The organism is Paenarthrobacter sp. YJN-5 (assembly GCF_015040095.1).
Lineage (GTDB): Bacteria > Actinomycetota > Actinomycetes > Actinomycetales > Micrococcaceae > Arthrobacter > Arthrobacter ureafaciens.
In genome coordinates this window covers 1,353,828-1,378,348 of record NZ_CP053544.1, presented here as the reverse complement: position 1 = coordinate 1,378,348, position 24,521 = coordinate 1,353,828, and the positions used below count along the sequence as shown (strand labels likewise).

The window sequence follows — 24,521 nt, the reverse complement described above, 5'->3', positions numbered from 1 at the left end:
TCCCGGCGCCATACTTCCCCCGATTCATGACAGCAATAGTTCTTCGGCTGCCAGACTACGTGCCGGGGCAACACAACGCGATGGGGAGAACTTCCCCGGGCAACGAAAAAAGCCCCTGCCGGCCCCCGTGTCGACCGGGACCAGCAGGGGCGTTTCACGTCAGGAAATCAGTTGCCTTCGTAGGGCGAAACCACAACATCCACGCGCTGGAACTCCTTCAAGTCCGAGTAGCCCGTGGTGGCCATGGACCGGCGGAGTGCTCCGATGAGGTTGGACGTGCCGTTGGTGTGGTGACCCGGTCCGAACAGGACTTCCTCCAGCGGACCGACGGTTCCCACGTTGACGCGATCCCCACGCGGTGATTCAAGGTGGTGTGCTTCCGGGCCCCAGTGCCAGCCGCGGCCGGGGGCCTCTTCGGCACGTGCCAACGCGCTGCCGAGCATCACGGCGTCGGCGCCCATGGCGATCGCCTTGACGATGTCCCCGGAGCTGCCCATGCCGCCGTCGGCGATGACGTGGACGTACCGTCCGCCGGATTCGTCCATGTAGTCCCGTCGGGCGGCAGCAACATCGGAGATGGCTGAGGCCATGGGCGAGTGGATACCAAGCGCACGCCGGGTGGTGGTCGTCGCACCGCCGCCAAAACCGACCAGGACACCGGCAGCGCCCGTGCGCATAAGGTGCAGCGCCGGGGTGTAGCCGGCCGCGCCGCCCACGATCACGGGAACGTCGAGTTCGTAAATGAACTGCTTGAGGTTCAGGGGCTCGTGGTTCTTGGAGACATGCTCGGCCGAGACTGTGGTGCCGCGGATGACGAAGATGTCGACGCCGGCAGCCACCACGGTCTTGTAGTGCTCCTGGGTGCGCTGCGGCGTGAGTGAACCGGCAACCGTTACTCCCGCTGCGCGGATCTCGGCAAGCCTGGAGCTGATGAGTTCGGGCTGCACGGGAGCCTGGTAGAGGTCCTGCATGCGCCGCGTGACAGCGGGGCTGCTGGTTTCGTCGGCCAGGCCGGCAATTTCGTCGAGGACCTTCTGCGGGTCCTCGTAACGGGTCCACAAGCCTTCAAGGTCAAGGACGCCAAGGCCACCCAGCCGGCCAAGGGCAATGGCCGTTTCAGGGGACATGACGGAGTCCATGGGAGCGGCAATCACCGGCATGTCGAACTTGTAGGCGTCAATCTGCCAGGAGACCGAGACGTCCTTCGGGTCACGCGTCCGTCGGTTCGGAACGATCGCGATGTCATCCAGGGAGTAGGCACGACGCCCACGCTTGCCACGGCCAATCTCAATCTCATAAGTCACGGCTACAACTCTACTGGACCCCTACCGTAACCAGGCACCGCCCGGCACGCCGCGCGGTTTTCCACCGCTCTAAGCCTCTGGAGCCGCCCGACTGGTCTCATCCACTGACAGCTGGGACTCGAACATCCGGAAGTACCGGCCACGCAGCGCAACAAGTTCCTTATGCGTTCCCTGCTCCGCGATCCGGCCGTCCTCGAGCATGTAGACGACGTCCGCCTTCTCGATGGTGGCCAGGCGGTGGCTGATGGCGATGATGGTGCTGCTGCGGTCGGCGAAAAGCCGCGAAAAGATGCGGTGCTCGGCCAAGGCATCGATGGCCGAGGTGGGCTCGTCCATCACCATGAAGGATGCGTCACGGTAGAAGTTGCGTGCCATGGCCAGGCGCTGCCATTGGCCACCCGACAGCCCGCTCCCCTTGCGTCCGCGCGGATCCTCCATCCAATTGCTGACGTGGTTGTCCAGGCCATTGGGAAGCTTGTTGATGAAGTCCATGGCCTCAGCATCAGATGCCGCGCGCCTGATCCGCTGATCGTCCCGGGGTTGCTGGACGTCCCCCAGGTAGATGTTGTCAGCGGCCGTGGCGAACTCGTATTTGAGGAACTCCTGGCTCAACACGGCCAGATGGCGGTGCCAACTGGTCACGTCAACGGTGGCGAGGTCGACGCCGTCGAGCAGTACCTGGCCCGAGTCCGGCCGGTACAGCCCGGCCAGGATCCGGATCAGCGTGGACTTTCCAGCACCGTTCTCCCCCACGATCGCGATGTGTTGCCCGGCTTTGATGGTGAGCGAGATGCCCTTGATGACTTCAATATCGCTGCCGGTGTAGCTGAAGCGGATGTCCTTCATTTCCACGGTTTGCGGGGATTTCAGGAGCGGCGGTTCGTGGCCGGTGGGCACCGGGAGCGTCATGAAGAGTTCGTAGTCCTTGAGGTTGGCGAGGTCTTCGTCGATGGAGCTGAGCGAGGACACCAGGTTGTTGGCCGTGGACAAGGCCCGGCTCACGATCTGCTGAACGTAGAGGAACTGGCCCACGGGCTGCGCCCTGGCAATGATCTGCCCGACCACCCAGATGAGCGAGACCACCTCGGCGCCGTACTGGAGTGCGTCGGCCGCCAGTTGCTTGGGGATGTAGCGCTTCTGGAAATCGAGACGCCGGCGCTCGTCCGCGTCACGCAACCTTGACCGGAGGCCCATGAGGTACCCCACGATCCCGTAGAGGCGCATCTCGGCAATGTGTTGCGGCCTCAGGAGGTTCTGTTCGATCATGCGGCGCTGCCGCCGGGAGTCAACCTGCGTGTTCCAGTGGGCGATCTGTTCACGCGAAAGTTTGAACTGCAGATAGACACTGGGCACGATCGCCACCAGGACGATCACCGCAATCCACCAGCTCACCAGGAACAAGGCTCCGACGGCGAGGATGACGGAAACCAATTGCGTGAAGATCGCGGCAATGCGGTCAAGGACGCGGGCATAGGAGTCGGAGAACCGCTTGGCACGATCGTAGAGGTCTACCGTTTCCTTGTCGTCGTAACGCCAGAATTCCAAGGCAAGGAAGCGCTCGTACATCATGTCGCCGACAATTGCGCCTACCCGGAAACTCATGAGCTGCTGGATGTAGCGGTCAACGCTGCTGAAGCCGCCCCAGAACAGTCCCAACGCCGCCGTGATGACGACGTACAGGATGGCGCGCGGACCGGCGTCGGGGTCTCCTGCGTAGCCGGCCGCCAGCGCCGTTGTGGTCAACGCAGCGAAGTATGTTGTCACCAGCGGCAGCGTGGCTGATATCAGCGAGCCGGCCACCTTCATGATGACGGCGGCGGGCGAGGCTTTGAAACTGACCTTCAGGACCTGCCCGACGGCGCGTGCGTACGGCCGGAGTGCCAGCTTCCGGGGCGGCGCCTTGGTCACCCGGACGGACTCCGGATGCATAGGCCGGCCGCGGCCCGGGCCACCTGGGTTTTCTGACATACGCCCAGCCTATTCCTCCCCTCTGACACTAAGGCACCTGCCGCGAAGGGACCTGCGACTGCCCGCGGAACATGCCCGGACGCAAAGACTCCCCGTGGAACACCACGGGGAGTCTTCGATCGCGTCAATCCTGCAGGGAATCAGCGGGAGTAATTCGGCGCTTCCACCGTCATCTGGATGTCGTGCGGGTGCGATTCCTTCAGGCCTGCAGCGGTGATGCGGACAAACTTGCCGCGCGCCTTCAGCTCCGGAATGGTGGGTGCGCCCGTGTAGAACATGGTCTGGCGCAGGCCGCCCACCAACTGGTACGCCACCGAAGCCAGGGGCCCGCGGTATGCAACGCGGCCTTCGATGCCTTCCGGGATGAGCTTGTCGTCACCGGAAACGTCGGCCTGGAAGTAACGGTCCTTGGAGTAGGACGTGTTCTTGCCGCGTGACTGCATGGCCCCCAGGGAGCCCATGCCGCGGTAGCTCTTGAACTGCTTGCCGTTGACGAAGATGAGATCGCCAGGAGACTCTTCACAACCGGCCAGCAGGGAACCGAGCATCACGGTGTCGGCGCCGGCAACCAGCGCCTTGCCGATGTCGCCGGAGTACTGGAGGCCGCCGTCGGCGATCAGCGGAACGCCGGCCGGAATCGCGGCCTTCGCGGATTCGTAGATGGCGGAGATCTGCGGAACGCCGACACCGGCCACCACGCGGGTGGTGCAGATGGAACCGGGACCGACACCCACCTTGATGCCGTCGGCACCGGCGTCGATCAGAGCCTGGGCTCCCTCACGGGTGGCTGCCTGGCCGCCAATGATGTCAACGTGCGCGGCAACGGGATCGGACTTGAGCCGGGCAATCATGTCCAGCACGCCCTGGGAGTGGCCGTTCGCGGTGTCCACGAACAACGCATCCACGCCGGCGTCGATGAGCTTCATGGCGCGCTCCCAGCCGTCGCCGAAGAAGCCGATGGCCGCACCGACACGCAGGCGGCCCTCATCGTCCTTGGTGGCCAGCGGGTACTGCTCGGCCTTGGTGAAGTCCTTGGTGGTGATGAGGCCCTTCAACCGGCCCTGGTCATCCACGAGCGGCAGCTTTTCAATCTTGTTGGTGGCCAGCTTGTGCGAAGCTTCCTCGCGGCTGATCCCGACGTGGCCGGTGACCAGCGGCATCTTGGTCATGACGTCGCTGACGCTGCGCAGCGGGAAATCCGATTCGGGAACGAAGCGGGTGTCGCGGTTGGTCACGATGCCCAGGAGACGGCCGTCGGTGTCCACCACGGGAAGGCCGGAGACGCGGTAACGGGCGCACAGCTCATCAAGTTCCAGCAGCGTTGCCTCGGGGCCGATGGTCACGGGGTTGGTGATCATGCCGGATTCGCTGCGCTTCACGCGGTCCACATGCTCTGCCTGGTCATCGATGGACAGGTTGCGGTGGACAACACCGAGGCCGCCCTGGCGTGCCATGGCGATGGCCATGCGGGACTCGGTCACGGTGTCCATGGCTGCCGAGAGCAAGGGCGTCTGGACCGTGATGCGCTTGGAGATGCGCGAGGACGTGTCGGCCTCGGACGGGATGACGTTCGTGTGGCCGGGCAGCAGCAGGACGTCGTCGTAGGTGAGGCCTACGAAGCCAAAGGGATCGTGTTCGGGCTGGGTCATGAGTGCGCCTCTTACCTGGGTTTGGGGACTGGAACTGGTAGGGGTTGCAACTGATGACCAGCCCGTCATTACGGGACTGGCCTGTGCAGAAGTGTTGGATAAATACTAGAACCTCCGCGGCGATCGCCATATTCCGTGGCAGCGGAGTGTGAGCAACAGCACTGGCGGCAGGCCGCCGTCGTGCATTTCAACCGCGGACAGCACCCATGGCTACCGGGAAGTAGCCCAACCCGTCGCGGCCAGCAGCCGTTCTTCGAACATGGGAATCATGCTCTGCACATAGGTTTTGGTGAGGTGGTTGTCGTCCTTGTAGACGTACACATTGCCCACCACGGCCGGACACGTACCCTGCGCGCAAATGAAGTCGCTCATGTCCATCAGGTACAGCCCGTCCACCTTGCCCACGTAGTCGTCCAATGGCGAGGACGCCGCCAACGAGTGCTCCAATGGCGCGTTGCAATCGGGGGAATCCGGCCCCTTCTTCTGAACGCACTCGGGCATGTTGATGCTGAAGCGCGGATTGTCCCGTACACCCACAACATCGATTCCGGCATCGGAGAAGGGCTTGATGCCTTCCAGGTAGCCCGGAACCTCTGTCTCAAACGGTTCAGTGACATGGGTCAGGGATGCCACCGTGAACACGGCATCCGGCTTGTGCTCCAGGACGTAGGCGGCGCTGGCTTTGTTGAACGCATTGCAGTCGTCCGGCCGTTCTGTGGACTCCGCACCGAACCGGCAGTTGCCTTTCAGGAGCGTCACGACTTCCCAGCCATGCGCTTTGGCAATCGGGCCCAGTGCCGCCATGTACTGCTGCGCATGCGAGTCACCCAGGACCACGATCTTCTTGGTGGTGACGTCCGGCGGATCGTTCTGGAGGCAGCCCTCCAGCAGAGGATCCGACGGGACGTTATCGCCGGTGCAGAGGCCGTCGATGTCCGCCCATTCATCCTTCATGGCGGCCGGCGCCGGGATGATCTTCGCTTCGGGAGTCGGCTGCCCGGCTTTGTCCGGTGCCAGCGCAGCGGCGCCCGGGGTCAGCTCCATGGGCTGGTCCGCGATCGCCGCCCCCTCAGCCGAGATGGCACCCTGCCAGGCGGTGACAGGCAGCGCGAGCAGGGCACCGCAGGAGGCAATCACGACGGCGGCACGCCAGGAACGCACGTTGGGCCACTCCCAGCGGCGCATGGGACGTTCCACGAACCGGGTGGTGGCCACCGCCAGGATCATGGAAACGGCCATGATGGCCAGTCCTTGCACCAGGTTGGGCGTGGTGGTTTCCGTCACCAGGAGGAAGAACACCAGGACCGGCCAGTGCCACAGGTACAAGGCGTAGGAGTTGTCCCCCACCATGACCAGCGGGCGGGACGCAAGGAAGCGGTCGGCTCCGATCCTGCTTCCGCTTTGCCCTGCCACGATCACTGCGGCCGCGGCCAGGGTGGGCCACAGGGCAACAAAGCCGGGGAACGAACGGTCAACCGTGAGCATCAGCCCGCAGGAGAGCATGGCAGCCAAGCCGCCCCAACCGAGGAACACGCGGAGCTTGGGACCCGGTTTCAGGTACGGCAACGCCAGGGCGAGCAAGGATCCCAGCGCGAATTCCCACAGCCGGGTGCGGGTGTCGAAGTAGGCGTAGCTTTGGTTGTTGGCCGTCTGGTCGATGGAGTACACCAGCGACGCCACGAAGACGGCCCCGAACGCCATCAGGAGCAGAGACCGGTGGCCCACTGCCTTCCTGCCGGGCAAAACCTTGGCAAGGAAGGGCTGCAGCAGGGCCACTGCGGCGAAGATCAACGGCCACAGGATGAAGACCTGCCCTTGGATGGACAAAGACCAGAAATGCTGGAGGGGGCTGGCGCCTGAATGGTTCTGCGCATAGTAGTCCACCGCGGAATCAGCCAGTTGCCAGTTCTGCCGGTACAGCAAAGAGGCCCAGGCCTCCGCCAGAACGTCCGGCCAGCGGCTCTGCGGAACAAACGCCCACGTGGCAGTGAGGACTCCCAGCAGCACAACGACGACGGCGGGCAGCAAGCGCTTGAACACGTGCAGCCAGTGCTGCAGCAGGCGCAGGGGCTTGCCGCCTTCAAGTTTCCTGGTGAAGGACAGCGTCAGCAGGAATGCCGAGATGAGCAGGAATACGTCCACCCCGCCCGACACCCGGCCGAGCCAGATGTGGTACGTGGCGACCATCAACACGGCCAGGGCCCGCAGGCCCTGGACCTCCGGGCGGAAAGTGCGCTCCGCCGTCGTGCTTTTTGTCTGTTCCGTCATTGCGCCCATCCAGTCGCGGCAAACCACCTCTCGGAGAACATGTCGCCCATGCTCTTGACGTAAGTCCGGGACAAGTGGTTGTCGTCAAGGTAGACGAACACGTTGCCGATGACGCTGGGGCACGTGGCTCCGTCGCACAGGAAATCGGTCATGTCCAGGAACGCGGCGTTACCGAAGGTCCCCTGTACTTGGGCGAACGGACTGGTTGGTGCAAGGACATCGGGCTGGTCCGACTTGCACTCGGGACTGTCCACGCCCTTGGCGAGGGCGCACTCGGTCACGTTGTAGTCGTACCGGGGGTTGTCGCGGACGGCCACCACCTGGATGCCGAGGTCGTTGAGGTTGGTGACGGTCTGGTCGAAACCATAAACAAGCTTTTCATCCGGGGACGACGGGGACGCCATGGTGCCCACCATGAACACCGCGTCCGGAGTCTGGGACGCCACGTAGCGGAAGGCCGCAGAGTTGAACTCGTTGCACTGGTCCTCCGCGTCCGGGTTTTCCGGCATGAAATGGCAGCCGCCCAGGAGGAGCGCCGTCACCTTCCAGCGATGCGCTTCAGCCATGGGGCCAAGCGCCGCAAGCCATTGCTGCGAATGGGAATCCCCCAGCACCACAATGTGCTTCACGGCGTCATCGCCAACATCGTTTTGCTGGCAGTTCTCCGCGAGGAGCTTATCCTCGGGTTTGTCGGCGCCCTCGCACGTGCCGTTCAGGCGGGCCCAATCCTCCGGCAACTGCTCGGCCGTGGGCAGGGTCTTGGCTCCCTCGCTCACCAGATCGACGTAACCCGGAAGCAACGCGTGAGCGCCGGGATTGTCATTGAAGGCCTGGGTTTCAGCGGCCTTTTGGTCAAGGTACTGCTTGTACTGGAAGCCCACCATCGGAGTGCTGGCAACTGCCAGGCACACGGCGATGGAGATGGCAGCGCGGCGCCGCTTCACCTCCGGCCACTTCCATTCGCGGAAGGGCTTCTCCACGTACTTGGTGGTAAGGAATGCCAGGCCCAAAGCAAGGGCAATGATCGCCGAGCCGGACAACCAACCGGCGTGGTCCTTGCCGCTCCACGCCAGGTAGATCACCAGGATGGGCCAATGCCACAGATACAGCCCGTAGGAATTGTCCCCCAGGCGGACGAGGAACTTTGAACTCAGGATGCGGTCCACGCCGAGGCGGCTGCCCGTTTGGCCTGCCGCGATGACGGCAACGGCAGCAAGGGTTGGCCACAGGGCGACGAAGCCCGGGAACGCCGTCTGCACCTGCAGGAGGATGCCGCAACTGAGCATCGCGGCGACCCCCGCCCAACCCATCACCACACGGACGGGTTTGGAGAAGTCCAGGGCAGGCAGGATCAAGGCAACCAAGGTTCCCAAGGCAAATTCCCATAGCCGGGCGAACGTATCGAAGTAGGCCACTGCCTGGTTGTTGGCGGTGAAGATGATGGAGTACGTCAGCGAAGCGATGAAGATCAGCGCAAAAACGTAGGCCAACGACGCCCGGTAACGGAGCTGGAACTTCCGGCACACCACTGCCACAGCGGCGAAAATGGCCGGCCACAGGATGAACACCTGCCCTTGGATGGACAGCGACCAGAAGTGCTGGAGCGGACTGGCGAGGCTGTGGTCTGTTGCGTAGTAGTTCACCGCCAGCGTCTGGAGCAGCCAGTTCTCGAAATAGAACAACGACGCCCAGCCTTGGTTCACCACTTCCACCCACCGCGTGGGCGGCAGGAACACAAAGGTGGCGGCCAGGGTGCCGAGCAGAACGACGACGACGGCCGGCAGCAGGCGCCGGAACAGGTGCAGCCAGTGCCTGACCAAGTCCATGGGACGGCGCTGCTTGTAGCGCCCGGTGAACTGGAGCGTCATGAGGAATGCCGAGATCAGCAGGAAGACATCCACACCGCCGGAGACGCGGCCGATCCAGATGTGGTAGCTGACCACCATGAGGACCGCGAGCGAACGGAGACCCTGTATTTCCGGGCGGAACTTTGACTTGGCAACGGGTCCATGAGCCCGCCTGTCGGGACGGGCGGGCTGTTGGATCGTTGATGCAGACACGTTAGGCGATTCCTCAGGGGCTATTTTGCAAAGGTTCCATCATATGCGGTTTGGAGCATGCGACCCAGTCAAGTGGCTTGCCCGGAGGCGCCGGGGAACGTCAATCAGCGCGCCTTGCACTGAGGATCGGGACCGTGCCGGGGCTGCGCCCGGAGTACCAACACTGCTGTGACGAGGCAAAACGATAATAAGGGTACTTAGTCAAGATTACCGACCGCAATGTGACGCATTCCACGCAAAGAATCAGCCGGTTGCCGGGCTTCCGCACCAATGACGTCGGCCGGGACCGGGAGGTGATAGAGCGATGCCCGAAAGCCGGCGGGAGGTGATAGAGGGACGGCCGAAAGCCGGCGGGAGGTGATAGAGGGACGGCCGAAGGCGGGCGGGAGGTGATAGAGGGACGGTTTGCAGCCGCGGCGAGGCAGCAAAAAGCCCCGGCCACTGGGCGTGACCGGGGCTCTCTGGGGCAGGCAGCCTAGTGCTGGTGGCCTGCGTGTGCGTCTTCTTCCTCGGCCGGCTTCTCGGCAACCAGGGTCTCGGTGGTGAGAACCAGGGCAGCGATCGAAGCGGCGTTGCGGAGGGCGGAGCGGGTGACCTTGACGGGGTCGATGATGCCGGCAGCCGTCAGGTCCTCGTACTCGCCGGACTTGGCGTTGAAGCCGTGGTTCGCCTCGAGCTCGGAAACCTTGGCAACCACAACGTAGCCGTCAAAGCCTGCATTCTGGGCAATCCAGCGCAGCGGCTGGGTCAGTGCACGTCGGACGATGCCAACCGCAGCGGCGGCGTCGCCTTCGAGTGCCTTGACGGCCGGGTCCTCGTCCAGGGCCTTGAGAGCGTGGATGAGGGCCGAGCCACCGCCGGAAACGATGCCTTCTTCAAGGGCGGCACGCGTAGAGGAAACAGCGTCCTCGATGCGGTGCTTCTTTTCCTTGAGCTCGACTTCGGTAGCAGCGCCAACCTTGATGACGCCGATGCCGCCGGCCAGCTTGGCCAGGCGTTCCTGCAGCTTCTCGCGGTCCCAGTCGGAGTCGGTGCGGGCGAGCTCAGCACGGAGCTGGGCAACGCGGTCCGCAACGTCCTGCTCGGTTCCGGCGCCGTCAACAATGGTGGTGTGGTCCTTGGTGACGGTGATACGGCGGGCCGTACCCAGCACCTCCAGGCCAACGGTGTCCAGGCTCAGGCCCAGGTCCGGGGAAACAACCTGCGCACCGGTGAGGGTGGCGATGTCCTGCAGCATGGCCTTGCGGCGGTCGCCGAAGCCGGGAGCCTTGACGGCAACAACGTTGAGCGTGCCGCGGATGCGGTTGACGATCAGCGTGGACAGGGCTTCGCCCTCGATGTCCTCGGCGATGATGAAGAGCGGCTTGGAGGCCTGCAGCGCCTTCTCCAGCAGCGGCAGGAATTCCTGCAGCGAGGAGATCTTGCCCTGGTTGATCAGGATCAGGGCGTCTTCGAGGACGGCTTCCTGGCGTTCTGCGTCGGTGACGAAGTACGGGGAAAGGTAGCCCTTGTCGAACTGCATGCCTTCGGTGAGGACGAGTTCGGTCTGGGTAGTGGAAGACTCTTCGATGGTGATGACACCATCCTTGCCCACCTTGCCGAAGGCCTCCGCCAGCAGTTCGCCAACCTCTTCGCTCTGCGCGGAGATGGCAGCGACGTTGGCAACCTGGGTGCCTTCGACTTCGCGGGCGTTCTCCAGCAGGCGGGCGGCAACGGCCTCGACGGAAACCTCGATGCCGCGCTTGATTTCGCCCGGTGCGGCGCCGGCTGCAACGTTGCGCAGGCCTTCCTTGACCAGGGCCTGTGCAAGCACGGTGGCGGTGGTGGTACCGTCACCGGCAACATCGTTGGTCTTGGTGGCGACTTCCTTGGCAAGCTGTGCGCCAAGGTTCTCGTAGGGGTCGTCCAGCTCAACTTCGCGGGCGATCGTCACGCCGTCGTTGGTGATCGTGGGGGCGCCCCACTTCTTGTCCAGGACGACGTTGCGGCCGCGGGGGCCAAGCGTCACCTTGACGGTGTTGGCGAGCTTGTCGATACCGGCCTCGAGGGACCGGCGGGCAGCGTCATTAAACGCAAGCTGCTTTGCCATGGTTGTGTCCTTTCAGAACGGAAAACCCGCACCGCAGGCGGCTGGAAGATATTCCAAGCGGGCCTGCAGCGCGGGATTCCCAGGAAGTTACTTTACGACGATCGCGAGGACGTCGCGGGCGGACAGAACGAGGTACTCGTTGCCACCGGTCTTGACTTCGGTTCCACCGTACTTGGAGTAGATAACGACGTCGCCAACAGCTACGTCAACCGGCACGCGGTTGCCGTTGTCATCGAAGCGGCCGGGGCCGATTGCAACAACTTCGCCTTCCTGCGGCTTCTCCTGTGCGGAGTCCGGAATGACCAGGCCGGAAGCCGTGGTCTGCTCTGCTTCGAGCGGGCGAACAACAATACGATCCTCAAGAGGCTTAATCGAGACCGACACTCGGATCTCTCCTTTTCATGAGCTGATTCATGGACTAAGAACAAGGGTGCCGAGGCGTGCAACCGTCGTCGCGGTGCCGGCAGCGTACCTGGCGGTAGTGGTTAGCACCCTCACGGGGAGAGTGCTAACAAGACTCTATGTAAGGCGTTAGCACTCGGTCAAGGTGAGTGCCAGCATTTCGTCATGGGTGAACCCGGATTACTGCTCCCGGAGGTCCTCGAGATCGTAGTCATCGTAGTCGTTGCCGCCCGCTGTTCCGCGGTTCAGGTAGAGCACGACGCCGGCGCCGACAGCTACGACGCCGGAGATCACCAAACCGATGATTCCCCCTGCACGGGCGCCGCTGTGGAGTTCGCGGATATCGCGGGCCTCGTCCGTCGCGTCGCCAATGTTCTTTCCGGAGACGGAATAGGCAGCTGCATTGAAGGCATCCAAGGCGAAAATAACGATCAACAGCGCCACGCAGACGACGGCGATAACGACGCCGGCGATCAACGCCGGGCGGGCGTAAGTAGAAAGCGACCGGCCGGGGCTATGCTCTTCGGCTCCGGAACGGGCGGAACTGTGGTCGTCCGGATTGTTGGTGTCGGAGGGCTGCGGGGTTGCGGTGTCTTCCATGAAAACAACCCTATCCGGATGACCTGGCCGGTCCCGGCTGCAGGTCATAAACGTTAGGCTGGATGGCATGCCCCACGCTCCCCAGGACCACCTCGCGCCGTTGCTGACTACCGAAGGATGGGAGCTTCTCGCCTCGTTAGGGCCCTACAAAGAGGCCGACGCCATGGCAGTGAACCAGGAACTGCGCAAGGCCGGACACCCGGCAGAGCTGGTCGCCGCGGTCCTTACCCAATCCCGCCTCAGGACCCGTGCGGAGGCAAAGTTCGGTGAGTTCGCCCGGCAAATGCTTTTCACCCAGGCCGGCCTGGAACAAGCCACCAGGCTCAACGTTGCGGCACGTCACGCCGAACGTTTCGCCAGGGCCGGGATTTCGCACGTAGCTGACCTGGGTTGTGGTTTGGGCGCCGATTCCATGGCAATGGCCTCCATGGACATCAACGTCACCGCCGTTGAAATGGACGAGACCACAGCCGCGTGCGCCACTATCAACCTCATGCCGTTCCCCCACGCCAAGGTCCTTCATTCCGATGCCACGTCCGTTGACCTGAACGGCGTGGACGGGGTGTGGCTTGATCCGGCACGGCGCACCACGTCCACCTCCGGAACCAAGCGGATCTGGGACCCGGAAGCCTTCTCTCCGCCGTTGTCTTTCGTGGAAGGCCTTGCCGCCACGGGACGCGCCGTCGGCGTCAAGATGGGTCCGGGCATGCCCCACGAATCAGTTCCCGCAGGCTGCGAAGCGCAGTGGGTGTCCGTAGGGGGCGACGTCACCGAGGTGACGCTGTGGTTCAACGCAGTGGCGCGGCCCGGTGTCCGCCGGGCGGCCCTGGTGATCGGCCCCCAGGGCGCTGCGGAGGTCACCAGCGGTGAGGATATCGACGGCGGTCCGGCAGCCGCCGTCGGGCCCGTGGAGGGATTCCTGTACGAGCCCGACGGCGCAGTGATCCGGGCGGGGCTGGTGGCCGATGTGGCAGGAATGCTGAACGGCCACTTGGTGGATGAGCACATTGCCTACATCTGCGCGCCGGAGCTGCGCGACACGCCCTTCGCCCGCGCCTACCGGGTGCTGGACGTCATGCCATACAACGTCAAAGCCCTCAAGGCCTGGGTAAAAGCGAACGGAATCGGCGTACTGGACATCAAGAAGCGCGGAACAGCGGTCACGCCGGAAGAGCTCCGCAAACAACTCCTGCCGGGCAAACCTGCCGGGAAAGCCGGAAAACCCAAGACAGCCACCCTGGTCCTCACCCGGATCGGGGAGGAGAGGGTGGCCGTCGTCGTGGAGCCGGTCAGCGCCTGACACAGGCCCGGGCGCTGGCGGTCGGGCCCCGGGGCCCGACCTTAGGCTTGGCGCCGCGAAAACTCCGACGCTTCGCGGACCTGTTCGGGAGTGGGACGGACGCCCGTGTACAGAACGAACTGCTCTTCCGCCTGGATGGCAATCACTTCCGCTCCCGTGATGACGGGCTTGCCGGCCTGGCGCGCCGCAGCGATCAGCGGAGTCTCAGACGGCAAGGCGACGACGTCGAACACCACCTTCGCCGCTGCAATGGTGGCGTCGCCGAAGGACTGGGCAGTCTCGTCGGCACCGGCCATGCCCAGCGGCGTGACGTTGATGATGAGGTCCGCTGTGGAGCCGTTCGCGTCGTCCTGCCACGTAAAGCCATACAGCCCTGCGAGCGCCCTGCCCGTGGTTTCGTTGCGCGCCACGATGGTCACGTCGGTGAACCCGGCGTCACGGAGGGCGGCGGCCACAGCTTTGGCCATCCCGCCCGCGCCCCGGAGCAATACTGAGTGGCTGGTCGGCACCTCGTGGTCCTTCAGGAGCCGCGCGATGGCAATGTAGTCGGTGTTGTAGGCGGTGAGGACGCCGTCATTGTTCACGATCGTGTTGACGGAGTCGATGGCCTTCGCTGAGGGGTCCATGACGTCCACCAGGTCAATGACCTGCTCCTTGTAGGGCATGGAGACTGCGGCGCCACGGATGGGAAGTCCGCGGATGCCCGCGACCGCCATGGTGATGTCGGCGGGGGCAAAGGCTTTGTAAACGAAGTTCAGGCCCAACTGGTCATAGAGATAGTTATGGAACCTGGTCCCGATGTTGCTGGGTCGCGCGGCCAGCGAGATGCACAGGGACATGTCTTTGTTGAGGATGGGCATGCGTCCATTAAACAGCCCGGACAGGGCGGGCGGACCACTAAGTCATATTTATGAACGCCGACCCGCCCCGTGATCCCGGCTAGCCTTGCCGGGCCTTCATACGCGGGTTCTGCTTGTTGATCACGAAGGTGCGTCCGCGCCGCCGCACGATCTGGGCTCCGGGAATCTTCTTCAAGGCACGGAGCGAGTTGCGGACTTTCATTGATGTTCTCCTTTGTGTTGTAGGGCTAGAGGGCTTTGCTGAGCTCAAACGGGTCATCCCACGCCGCGGGCTGGGCCTCCATCTCCGCCTCGGTCAGCTGGCAGCCATCCAACAGCTGCCTGATTTCCTGTGCGTTCACGTCTTCCGACCGTCCGGTAAGGGCCAGCACGGTTCCGCGGTCGCCATGGTGGGCGTGCCCGTCAAGGACTATGTCGACGCCGGTGTCCGGCTTTGCCTGCGCGGCCGCCTCGACCGACCAAGGTCCTGTGCTTTCAAGCCAGACGCGAGGGCCTATCCCCTGAACTGCGATCCGGATGTTGGCGGCCGAGGCAATCCAAAGGCGGCCCCGCATCCAGTGGGTGCCGGCGGCCAGCTGCGGCAGGGCTTCACGAAAACGGCCCGGATGGAGTGGCTTGGACAGAGCGTGGAGGACGGTACTGAACGTCCCCGTGGCATCGTCCGGTGGACGGCGAACCACGCCGGGCCTGGTCCGGGCGATTGCCTCGACGCGGTCGTAGCATCCCGGCGTGAACTTATCAGCGGAGCCAATGACGGCGGCATGCGGCGCCAGCTGCCCAAGGAGTTCCGTGCCGGCCCGCCAGTGCGCGCTGTCAATCCGCGTTTCAGCGCTCAGCCCGGCACTGAGGCCCGGAAACAGCATGACGGAGTCCACGTGGCCCAATTCTCCGATGAGGAACTCGCCGCTGGTCCGGTCGTCTTCGGGCATTGCGGTGAAGCCGGATTCATACAGGGTGTGCCGGTCCCACATGTGGTCCTCGAGCTCCGCGGGGTCGACTCCCAGCACCGCGTTGTCGATGACTATGCGACCATCCAGGGCCTGCTTCAGTTCGGCTGCCGCCATGGCAGCTGCTACTCCCGGCGGGAGTCCCAGGACTACTTGGTCGAAGCCGCAGGAAGCGAGCCGCTCCGCAGTAGGGACTACATCCAGGCGGCCGGTGCAGCTGAGGCAGCCGTGCTCAAGAACCGTGGTTTCCCGCTCAAAGAGTTGGCCGTCCCGGTAAACCCTCCGCAGCACGAGCGACCCGTCCAGGAGGTCGTGGAGGACTACCGCCGAGTGGCCGTGGGTGCGGCCAAGCCGGGCAGCAGCAGAGTCGCGGCAATGGGTGTCTAGTGAGCTAAGGACGGTGGTGTGCATGAAAGCCAGAGTAATTGAGAACTGTTCTCAATAGCAAGAAGCGGAAAGACATTACCCTTCGCCCGTCCGGCGCCTTGGGCTGCACTAGACTTGATCCGACCGCTGGCGGCCCCGCAGCGGGGCGGCGTCCGGCCGAATGACAAAACAACGAGGGGACTACGTGCATATAGAGTTTGCGCCATCCAGGCAATCGACGCTGGGTGTGGAATGGGAGCTGGGGCTCGTCAGCGCACGCACAGGAGAACTCGTCTCGGTCGCGAACGACGTCCTCAAGGGCGTTGCCGCCAATCATCCGGACCTCAACGAGGACGACGAGCACCCCCATATCAAGCGGGAACTGCTCCTCAACACAGTCGAACTGGTTACAGGCGTCTGCAACACGGTCAAAGAAGCCAAAGAAGACCTCAGCCGTTCGCTGGCAGCGGTCCGCGAGGTCACGGATTCCATGGGCGTTGAGGTTTTCTGCGCCGGAAGCCACCCCTTCAGCCCTCCCCTCCTCCAACCGGTGACGGACAAGGAGCGCTACGCCAAGTTGATCGAGCGTACCCAGTGGTGGGGACGCCAGATGGTGATCTATGGCGTCCATGTCCACGTCGGCATCGACCGCCGGGACAAGGTCCTTCCGATTCTTGATGGACTGGTCAACTACTTCCCGCACTTCCAGGCCCTTTCGGCCTCCAGCCCCTACTGGTCCGGCGAAGAAACAGGGTACGCGTCCCAGCGGGCCCTGATGTTCCAGCAGTTGCCCACCGCAGGGTTGCCTTTCCAGTTCCAGTCCTGGGAGGCCTACGAGTCCTATGTGCAGGACATGTTCACCACTGGTGTCATCGACGCCATTTCGGAGATCCGCTGGGACATCAGGCCGGTGGCAGCGCTCGGAACTATCGAGATGCGCATTTGCGATGGCCTGGCAACACTGGAGGAAGTCGGTGCCATCGCGGCCCTGACGCAGTGCCTGGTTCACGAATTTTCCGGAATCCTGGACGCAGGGGGCACTATTCCCACCATGCCGCCGTGGCACGTGCAGGAGAACAAGTGGCGTGCAGCCCGGTATGGCATGGAAGCCATCATCATCCTGGACGCCGAGGGCAACGAGAAACTCGTCACCGAGCACCTCACCGAAACCCTGGCGCGGCTTGAGCCCATTGCCGCCGAGCTGGGCTGCTCGGAGGAACTCGCCGACGTTGCCAAGATCATTGAGCGGGGTGCCAGCTACCAGCGCCAGCGCCGTGTGGCCGCCGAACACAATGGCGATCTGCAGGCCGTGGTGATGGACCTCGTCCAGCAGATGCGCAAAGGCCCCGACGCCTGATCCCGCACCGGTTGGGGCGAGGTCAGGCCGGTTAGGTCGGGCTCAGGCCGGGACCGACACCGTGGTGACGGGCATGGAGGAATCCGGCGCAAACGCCACCCCGCTGGGGGCTATCCCTCCCATGATGAGCTGAGCCCCGAGGGCAGCAACCATGGCACCGTTGTCCGTGCACAGGTTCAGCGGCGGGACGTGCAGCTTGATCCCTGCCGAAGCACACCGCTGCCCGGTCAGTTCGCGGAGCCGGGAGTTGGCTGCGACGCCGCCTCCCAGCAAGAGGTCGGTGATGCCATGCTCCTTGCAGGCCAGAACAGCTTTGGACGTAATAACGTCCACAACAGCCTCCTGGAAAGCCGCCGCGATGTCCGCCACGGGAACCTCTTCACCGCGGGCTTCGAATTGCTCCACGCAGCGCGCCACAGCCGTTTTGAGGCCGCTGAACGACCAGTCATAGCGGTGCGGACCTTTTTCCTCGGCAGTGCCCATGTACTTGGGCTGGGTCAGGCCGCGCGGGAAGCGGATGGCTTTCGGGTTCCCTTGGCGTGCCAGCTTGTCGATGGCCGGACCACCCGGATACCCCAGGCCCAGAATGCGGGCAACCTTGTCGTAAGCCTCCCCCGCGGCGTCATCGATCGTGGATCCCAGGAGTTCAACGTCATCGGTGATGCTCCGGATCCGGAGGATCTCCGTGTGTCCTCCAGAGACCAGGAGGGCACCCAGGTTCTCCGGCAGTTGCCCGGCGGCACCCAGGCCGGCAGCACCCAGGCCTGCGGCAGCACCGGCGTCGTGCTGTGCATCCAGAAGGCCGACGCCCACATGCGCCACCAAGTGGTTGATCGCGTAAAGCGGCTTGCCGGTGGCTACTGCGAGCGCCTTGGCCGCGCAGACGCCCACCATGAGGGCTCCGGCCAGGCCGGGCCCGGACGTGACGGCAATCGCGTCGATGTCCTCCAGGGTCACTCCCGCTTCCTGCAGCGATTCCTGCAGCGTCGGGACGAAGGCGTCCAGGTGCGCCCGCGAGGCGATTTCCGGAATGACTCCGCCGAAGCGGACATGTTCGTCCATGGAAGAGGAGACCGTATTGGTCAGCAGCGTCGTCCCCCGCACAATGCCGACGCCGGTCTCGTCGCAGGAGGACTCGATGCCCAGGACCAGTGGTTCCTTGGGGGATGCGGCGTTGGGAAGTACGGCGCTCACGCCTCTGCTCCTTCTGTGGACCCGGCAACATTCAGTGGCAGCCGCATGATCAAGGCATCGGTGCCATCCCGGTAGTAGCGCGGGCGGATATGGATCTGTTCGAAACCGAAGCGGCGGTACAGCTGTTGCGCCCGCGGGTTGTCTGTACGGACCTCCAGCAATACATCAGCGGCTTTGCGGCGCCGCGCTTCGTCGATGAGTTCGGTGAGGATCGCTGAGCCGATGCCCTTGCCTTCGCATTCAGGCACGACGGCGATCGTCTGGATGTCCGCGATGGGCTCAATGCACATCAACCCCGCGTAGGCGATGATTTCGCCTGCGGACTCTGCCACCACATAACGGCGTGTTTCGGGCTGGGACAGCTCATCGAAGAACATCTGCAGCGGCCAGGCATCGATCGGAAACAGCCTGCGTTCCAGGGCCTCCACTGCGGGCACGTCGGCGTCTGTCATGTCCCGGAGGGAGATGCCGGCCCGTTCGAGGTTGGGAGACAGCTTCATCACAAGGCCCGCTTCCGGGGTCCAGGCACCTGGGCATCGGACTCGCGCAGGTAAAGGGGTGTCGAATCCAGCAGGGTCTCCCCCGCGGCGAGCTTCGCCAAGGCGAACTGTCCCAAGGAAGCGGCGTCCGGCTGCGTCGCAGCGAAGTCTTCGTTGGCGTCCAGGACCTCAGAGTACAAGCCGGCTCCGGCGCCGAACACGGGAAGGTCCGGCAGTTGGGCCGCGAAGCCCACATGGGGACCGTCCACCAGGTGGGGAAGTTGGCCGTCAGCCAGGGTGTAGTGCGCCCAGTAAACCTCTTTGCGCCGGGCATCCGTGGCCACCAGGAATTCCGGCACGGCGGACGTGGATCCGGCCACCTCCAAGGCGATGGCGTCCAAGCTCATCTGCCCGTACAGCGGCTTGTTCCAGACGAAAGATAGTGTGCGGGCCGTCGCGATGCCGGAGCGCAGGCCCGTGAAGGGACCGGGGCCGACGCCGGTGACGATGGCATCGATGTCCGCACCCGTGATGCCGGCGCGTGCCAGGAGCTGCCCGATCCCGGGCGCCAGGACTTCCGCATGGCTGCGGGTGTCCTCGGTGACGAAGGAATCCACCACGGTTTCCAAGGCTTCATCGGAAATGAGTGCGGCGCTGGCGACGGCGGAAGTGTCTATGGCCAGGATCAGCATCAGTTGTTTCCCCCTGTCAGCGCGGTTTCCAGGACGTCCGGTACTTCCGCCCAGCGGGGACCGTAGCCGCGGAAAACGATGGTGCGTGGCTCGTCGTCCTCCTCGGTATCGAAGTCAAGGACGTCGTCCTGCCGGTGAGTGTCGGTTTCCGTCGTGGATTCGCCGCCTACGGCCCGGTGCAGTTCCACGTCCAGCCGGCTTTCGGCAAGATGCTCCACCCGGTCGCGGCCCCACTCCACCACCGTCACGGACGTATCCATGGTGTTTTCGAGGTCAATGTCATCGATTTCGGCCGCAGACTCAAGGCGGTAGGCGTCCACGTGGACCAGGTCCGGACCGCCGGGCCGGGGGCCGTCCGGAAGATTGGGATGGATGCGCACCAGGACGAAAGTGGGCGAGATGATGCCCGCCCGGACACCCAGCCCCTCGCCGAGGCCCTGGGTGAACGTTGTCTTGCCCGCACCCAGTTCACCGGTGAGGACCAGGAGATCTCCTGCTTCCAGTACCCCGCCCAGAGCTGCGGCGAGCGCGTGTGTCTGCTCCGCCGTCGTGACGTTGAAGCGGTGTTCCCATTGCGGTTGGTTCACAGCGAGGCTGCCTTTGCCGCAGCCTCACTGGGCCGGACCGAGCCGGCAGCTGATTCAGCCCCGGCCGCTGGCCCGCCAGCGGACTCATTGACGTAGGTGCGCGGAACGCGGGGGCTGATGCGGGTCACGATCTCGTAGTTGATGGTGCCTGCGGCGCGGCCCCAATCGTCCGCGGTGGGACCGTCGTCGGTGCCTTCACCGAACATGACCGCCTCAGCGCCCTTGAGGTTGGCTGCTTCCTCGGGCGTCAGCGGCCCGAAGTCGATCACCATCTGGTCCATGGCGATCCTGCCCACCACCGGGTACGTGACGCCGTTGACGCGGATCGGCCCGCCGGTGGCCACCCGCGGAACACCGTCCGCGTACCCCAGGGGGATGAGGCCCAGCGTGGTACGGCCGGCGGTGTGGTAGTTCAGTCCGTAGGACACGCCTTGGCCCTCAGGGACCGTCTTGCAGTTGGAAACAAGGGTGCGGACCGTCATGGCCGGGCGGAGGCCAAGTTCGGCGGAAGTGGCACCTTGGAACGGTGAGAGTCCGTAAATACCCAGCCCGACGCGGACCAGGTCGAAGTGTGAATCGGGACGTGACAGGGTGGCCGGAGTATTGGCGATGTGGCGGACTTCAGTATCCACGCCGGCGTCCTCCGCGATGGCGATTGCTTCCCGGAAGACAGCCAGTTGCTGGTCCGTCTCCGGCCGCTGCGGTTCATCGGCTACGGCCAGATGCGAGAAGATGCCCACGACGCGCAGGAGCCCTTCGTCCTGGTACTCCATGGCCTGGCCCACCAACTGGTCCCAGTCGGCGATGGGGCATCCGTTGCGGCCAAGGCCCGTATCGATCTTCAGGTGGACCCTGGCGGGACGTTCCTGCTCACGGGCCGCCGCAACCACCGCGTCAAGCTCCCAACCGGAGACCCCGACGTCGACGCCGGCGGCCACTGCCGCTTGGAAGTTGCTTTCCCGCGTGTGCAGCCAAGCCAGCATGGGAGCATCGAGGCCCGCTGCCCGCAGGGCCAACGCCTCGGAAATATGGGCAACCCCAAGCCAGCTGGCCCCCGCTTCCAGTGCTGCGCGGGCAACCTGCACTGCGCCGTGCCCGTAAGCATCGGCCTTCACGACGGCCATGACGTTGGCCGGGGATGCGATTCCGGCGAACTGACGAACGTTGTGCCGCACGGCTTCGAGGTCGATCACGGCGGAGCGCTCAAGCACCGCTGTTTTGGCGATTGATGGTTTCGACCCGATTCCGATGTCTGCAGCTGCTTCGTAAGTCACCCTAGAGATTCTAGTGGCGCCAGTGAACTGCCGTTAACTGCGGGAGGGTTGGCGGGCCCGCCGCTACTGCGCGTCGGACAGGTGCGCAATGGTCGCCCGGGCCCGGCGCTGCGCTTCGGCGGGGATGTCCTTGACGATCGGTTCCAGGAAGGCGAACCGCCTGAGCCATTGGCTCGTTTGGCGTTCCTTCCGGGCGTTGGCGCGCTGCCACCAGTCGGCGATGTCACCCCATCCGGGCGCCGCGAGGGAGCCGCCCACCTGCTGGACTGCCAGCGAGGCGCACAGGTTGGCGAACCGCAGGCGGTCCCCGAGCTTCCACCCGGCAAGGCTTCCTACGATGAAGGCCGCGTCGAAGCAATCTCCTGCTCCGGTGGGGTCGGATGCCGGCACTGGCAGGGAAGGCACCCATTCTTCCTCGCCCGTTTCGGAGTCCACCGCCATGGCCCCTTGCGCTCCGAGCGTCACCACGGCCACGGGAACGCGGTCGGCCAGGGAATACAGGGCAGCCCAGGGATCGGCTTTGCCGGTGAAGGCCATGGCCTCGGGCGCGTTGGGGAGGAACGCGTGGAAGTGTTCCAGTTGCTCCAGCCTGCGGTGGGACCATTCACCGCTGGGGTCCCAGCCGACGACCCCGAAAAGTTTGGTGCCGCTTTCCTTTGCTGTGAGCATCCACGGTTCCAGTTCCTCGCCGAGATCCGCGACGGCGGCGAGCGCCTTGGGCGGTTTGCCGATCATCTCCGAGGCATTGACGGGAGCAGGATGGCCGTGGGTGACCATGGACCGGTCCTGGTTGACGCACATGGACACCGTCACCGGAGAGTGCCAGCCCGGGATCCTGCGTGAGAGCGAAAGGTCCACGTGTTCCTGGGATTCGAGGATCTGCCAGTTGTAATCCCCATAGCCGTCATCACCGAAAGTGGCCGCGAGGCTGGTCCGCAAACCCAGCCTGGCAGCGGCAATCGCCTGGTTGGCCACTCCCCCGGGACAACTGCCCATCCCTTCGCTCCACACTTCAGTGCCCGGTTCCGGGGAATGCGGAAGGCCGGTGAAAATGATGTCCTGGAAAACAGTCCCGGTGAGAAGTAGATCGCACTGGTGGTCGCCGTCGGACCTTACAGCGGCAAGGGGATCGAAGCGACGCTGTGGCATTGCATCCATGCACGGCACACTACGCTGCACCCTCCGGGCTGCATAGACTCGAATCATGCGGCTCATGATCGCCGGCGGCGGCGGATTCCGGGTTCCCCTCATCTACCGCGCCTTGTGCTCCGGCCCTTTCGCGGATGTGGTGGACGAGTTGGTGCTCTACGACGTCGATCCGTCCCGCCTGGCGGCTGTTGAAGCCGTCCTCCGGGACATGCCGGTTGCGGACGGCGCGCCGCCCGCCGTCGTGGTTTCCACAGACCTTGGCGCTGCATTGACGGGCACCGACGTGGTTTTCGCGGCCATCCGCCCAGGCGGCACGGCCGGCCGGATCATCGATGAACGCGTCCCGCTGGACCTCGGCCTCCTGGGGCAGGAGACCACGGGCGCAGGCGGGATTTCCTACGCCCTCCGGACCATCCCGAGGATGCTCGAACTTGCCCGTGCCATGCGCCTGAACAGCCCGGACGCGTGGTTGATCAACTTCACCAATCCTGCCGGGATGGTGACCGAGGCGTTGGTGCCGGTGCTCGGGCGGAAAGTGATCGGAATCTGCGATTCCGCCGGTGGCTTGGTCAAGCGCGCGGCGGCGGCCGCAGGCCATGCGTTGCCGGACGGAAGGCTCGACGGCGTGGGCTACTACGGGCTCAACCACCTGGGTTGGCTTTACCGCCTGGCACCGGAAGGACGGGACCTGCTCCCCGGCCTCCTTGCCGACCCCGCAGCGTTGGCGTCAATTGAGGAAGGCCGGCTCTTCGGGCAGCACACCCTGGAACTGCTCGGCTGCCTTCCGAACGAATATCTCTATTACTATTACGACACCCAGCAGGCCATCGACGGGATCCGCCGCCAAGCGAGTACCCGCGGAGCATCGATCCATGACCAGCAGAAGGCCCTCTACACAGCGCTGGCGGACCCGGCCAACGCCTACGCGTTATGGGAAGAAGCCCGCCGGTCCCGGGAGGAAGGCTACCTCGCGGAATCACGGTCCAAGGGCGAGCAAAGGGACGAGCAGGACCTGGCCGGGGGCGGCTACGAACGCGTTGCATTGTCTCTCATGCGCGCCCTCTTCCCCGGTTCTGCAGCTTCCGTGACCACCCAGTTGATCCTCAACGTTCCCAACTCGCCCGCGGCAGCTGTCCCGGGGGCTCCCCCGGCCGAGGTGGCGGTGCCCGGTTTGCCGGCGGACGCCGTCGTCGAGGTTCCCTGCGAGGTGACGTCCGACGGCGCCCTGCCGCTTCCGCAGGACCGTCCCGGCGGGCCTTTCCTCACCTTGATGCGCCACATCAAGGAAGTGGAAAGGCTCACGATCACCGCCGTGGTGGAGGGTGACCGGGAAGCCGCGGTGCAGGCGTTCGCTGCGCACCCTTTGGTGGGTTCCGAGGAGCTGGGCCGCCGCCTCCTTGACGGGTATGAGGCGGGCTTCCCTGAACTCGCGGGGCTCTGGCGGGGGCGCTAAATCTCCTGGTACATCACGTGCAGGCCGACGTAGCCGATCTCCGGGTGCTCGAAGGCATCGGGGACGGTGGCCAGGATGCGGAAACCCATGGACTGCCAGAGCCACACAGCCCTGACGTTGCTTTCCACCACCGCGTTGAACTGCATGGAGCGGAAACCGGCGGCCTTCGCTTCCTTCAGGGAGTAGGAGCACAGGGCGCGTGCCACCCCTTGGCCGGAATGCTTGGCGCCCACCATGTACCCCGCGTTGGCCACATGGCTGCCGCCGCCGGCCTGGTTGGGATGGAATTCACCGGTCCCCAGGACCGTGCCGTCTTCCCGGACCGCCACGAACGTCTGGCCCGGGGCTGCCTTCATCCACTTGGCTTTGGCTGCTTCTTCATCAGTGTCCCGGTCCCACGTGAACGTTTCGCCCTCACGGATGACCGGTTCCATGACCGACCAGATGCCGGGCCAGTCATCAGGGGTTGCGGGGCGGATTTCAAAAGAATCGTCGTGGCTCACAGCGGACAGGCTAGCAGTTT

Annotated in this window: 21 protein-coding genes; 3 read left to right on the top strand and 18 right to left on the bottom strand. The window is 64.4% G+C overall.

Translation table 11 applies throughout. The features are described 5' to 3' along the window. Positions 1 to 167 precede the first annotated feature (167 nt). The 8 genes from HMI59_RS06520 to HMI59_RS06485 all read right to left on the bottom strand — a co-directional run bounded on the left by HMI59_RS06520 (position 168) and on the right by HMI59_RS06485 (position 12,340). On the bottom strand, positions 168 to 1,304 hold the full coding sequence (locus HMI59_RS06520) for a GuaB3 family IMP dehydrogenase-related protein (protein WP_021472481.1): 1,137 nt from the start codon (positions 1,302 to 1,304) through the stop codon (positions 168 to 170). A 69-nt stretch (positions 1,305 to 1,373) separates the two neighbouring features. Continuing rightward, the gene (locus HMI59_RS06515; RefSeq protein ID WP_021472480.1) at positions 1,374 to 3,233 is read right to left on the bottom strand and encodes an ABC transporter ATP-binding protein; all 1,860 of its coding nucleotides are present in this window, start codon (positions 3,231 to 3,233) and stop codon (positions 1,374 to 1,376) included. Positions 3,234 to 3,412: 179 nt separating this feature from the next. After that, positions 3,413 to 4,921, bottom strand: a complete 1,509-nt coding sequence (gene guaB / locus HMI59_RS06510) for an IMP dehydrogenase (RefSeq protein WP_021472479.1) — start codon at positions 4,919 to 4,921, stop codon at positions 3,413 to 3,415. A 210-nt stretch (positions 4,922 to 5,131) separates the two neighbouring features. Beyond that, positions 5,132 to 7,189 (bottom strand): acyltransferase family protein, encoded by a 2,058-nt coding sequence (locus HMI59_RS06505; RefSeq protein ID WP_227471553.1) that lies wholly within the window; start codon positions 7,187 to 7,189, stop codon positions 5,132 to 5,134. Further along, positions 7,186 to 9,249, bottom strand: a complete 2,064-nt coding sequence (locus tag HMI59_RS06500) for an acyltransferase family protein (RefSeq protein WP_227471552.1) — start codon at positions 9,247 to 9,249, stop codon at positions 7,186 to 7,188. The genes HMI59_RS06505 and HMI59_RS06500 overlap by 4 nt, the downstream gene beginning before the upstream one ends. A 475-nt stretch (positions 9,250 to 9,724) precedes the next feature. Further along, positions 9,725 to 11,338: a chaperonin GroEL gene (groL, locus tag HMI59_RS06495; protein WP_021472476.1), complete on the bottom strand. Its 1,614-nt coding sequence runs from the start codon at positions 11,336 to 11,338 to the stop codon at positions 9,725 to 9,727. A gap of 87 nt (positions 11,339 to 11,425) precedes the next feature. Next, a complete protein-coding gene (groES, locus tag HMI59_RS06490; RefSeq protein ID WP_011775524.1) occupies positions 11,426 to 11,722 on the bottom strand; it encodes a co-chaperone GroES in 297 nt (98 codons plus the stop codon). Positions 11,723 to 11,920: 198 nt separating this feature from the next. Next, positions 11,921 to 12,340 (bottom strand): hypothetical protein, encoded by a 420-nt coding sequence (locus HMI59_RS06485; RefSeq protein ID WP_227471551.1) that lies wholly within the window; start codon positions 12,338 to 12,340, stop codon positions 11,921 to 11,923. 67 nt (positions 12,341 to 12,407) lie between these two features. Between HMI59_RS06485 and HMI59_RS06480 the strand changes: the two genes are divergently transcribed. After that, positions 12,408 to 13,640, top strand: a complete 1,233-nt coding sequence (locus tag HMI59_RS06480; protein WP_193593167.1) for an SAM-dependent methyltransferase — start codon at positions 12,408 to 12,410, stop codon at positions 13,638 to 13,640. Between the two features lie 41 nt (positions 13,641 to 13,681). Here the strand turns inward: HMI59_RS06480 and HMI59_RS06475 are convergent, their stop codons facing one another. From HMI59_RS06475 to HMI59_RS06465, 3 genes are all read right to left on the bottom strand, one after another. Further along, the gene (locus HMI59_RS06475) at positions 13,682 to 14,500 is read right to left on the bottom strand and encodes a shikimate 5-dehydrogenase (RefSeq protein WP_193593166.1); all 819 of its coding nucleotides are present in this window, start codon (positions 14,498 to 14,500) and stop codon (positions 13,682 to 13,684) included. Between the two features lie 79 nt (positions 14,501 to 14,579). Continuing rightward, positions 14,580 to 14,702 (bottom strand): type B 50S ribosomal protein L36, encoded by a 123-nt coding sequence (gene ykgO / locus HMI59_RS06470; RefSeq protein WP_021472472.1) that lies wholly within the window; start codon positions 14,700 to 14,702, stop codon positions 14,580 to 14,582. Between the two features lie 25 nt (positions 14,703 to 14,727). Then, positions 14,728 to 15,858 carry a GTP-binding protein gene (locus tag HMI59_RS06465; protein WP_193593165.1) on the bottom strand — a complete coding sequence of 377 codons (1,131 nt, stop codon included), beginning with the start codon at positions 15,856 to 15,858 and terminating at the stop codon, positions 14,728 to 14,730. Positions 15,859 to 16,018: 160 nt separating this feature from the next. Between HMI59_RS06465 and HMI59_RS06460 the strand changes: the two genes are divergently transcribed. Next, positions 16,019 to 17,170 (top strand): glutamate--cysteine ligase, encoded by a 1,152-nt coding sequence (locus HMI59_RS06460; protein ID WP_071416253.1) that lies wholly within the window; start codon positions 16,019 to 16,021, stop codon positions 17,168 to 17,170. A gap of 42 nt (positions 17,171 to 17,212) precedes the next feature. Here the strand turns inward: HMI59_RS06460 and tsaD are convergent, their stop codons facing one another. The 6 genes from tsaD to HMI59_RS06430 form a co-directional block, all read right to left on the bottom strand. After that, positions 17,213 to 18,364, bottom strand: coding sequence for a tRNA (adenosine(37)-N6)-threonylcarbamoyltransferase complex transferase subunit TsaD (gene tsaD / locus HMI59_RS06455; RefSeq protein ID WP_193593164.1), 1,152 nt, complete (start codon positions 18,362 to 18,364; stop codon positions 17,213 to 17,215). Then, positions 18,361 to 18,864: a ribosomal protein S18-alanine N-acetyltransferase gene (gene rimI, locus HMI59_RS06450; RefSeq protein ID WP_166183548.1), complete on the bottom strand. Its 504-nt coding sequence runs from the start codon at positions 18,862 to 18,864 to the stop codon at positions 18,361 to 18,363. The genes tsaD and rimI overlap by 4 nt, the downstream gene beginning before the upstream one ends. Next, entirely contained in the window at positions 18,864 to 19,535 is a 672-nt protein-coding gene (gene tsaB, locus HMI59_RS06445) for a tRNA (adenosine(37)-N6)-threonylcarbamoyltransferase complex dimerization subunit type 1 TsaB (protein WP_021472467.1), read from the bottom strand. Before tsaB ends, rimI begins: the two co-directional genes overlap by 1 nt. Then, the gene (gene tsaE, locus HMI59_RS06440) at positions 19,535 to 20,122 is read right to left on the bottom strand and encodes a tRNA (adenosine(37)-N6)-threonylcarbamoyltransferase complex ATPase subunit type 1 TsaE (protein WP_193593163.1); all 588 of its coding nucleotides are present in this window, start codon (positions 20,120 to 20,122) and stop codon (positions 19,535 to 19,537) included. The genes tsaB and tsaE overlap by 1 nt, the downstream gene beginning before the upstream one ends. Continuing rightward, a complete protein-coding gene (gene alr / locus HMI59_RS06435) occupies positions 20,119 to 21,396 on the bottom strand; it encodes an alanine racemase (protein ID WP_193593162.1) in 1,278 nt (425 codons plus the stop codon). The genes tsaE and alr overlap by 4 nt, the downstream gene beginning before the upstream one ends. A 63-nt stretch (positions 21,397 to 21,459) precedes the next feature. Beyond that, the gene (locus HMI59_RS06430) at positions 21,460 to 22,554 is read right to left on the bottom strand and encodes a carbohydrate kinase family protein (protein WP_227471550.1); all 1,095 of its coding nucleotides are present in this window, start codon (positions 22,552 to 22,554) and stop codon (positions 21,460 to 21,462) included. 46 nt (positions 22,555 to 22,600) lie between these two features. On the opposite strand from HMI59_RS06430, the gene HMI59_RS06425 reads away from it, so the two are divergent. Beyond that, the gene (locus tag HMI59_RS06425) at positions 22,601 to 23,998 is read left to right on the top strand and encodes a 6-phospho-beta-glucosidase (protein ID WP_193593161.1); all 1,398 of its coding nucleotides are present in this window, start codon (positions 22,601 to 22,603) and stop codon (positions 23,996 to 23,998) included. Here the strand turns inward: HMI59_RS06425 and HMI59_RS06420 are convergent. Further along, a complete protein-coding gene (locus tag HMI59_RS06420) occupies positions 23,995 to 24,510 on the bottom strand; it encodes a GNAT family N-acetyltransferase (protein WP_071416720.1) in 516 nt (171 codons plus the stop codon). The two genes, HMI59_RS06425 and HMI59_RS06420, sit on opposite strands and share 4 nt — an antisense overlap. Positions 24,511 to 24,521 lie beyond the last annotated feature (11 nt).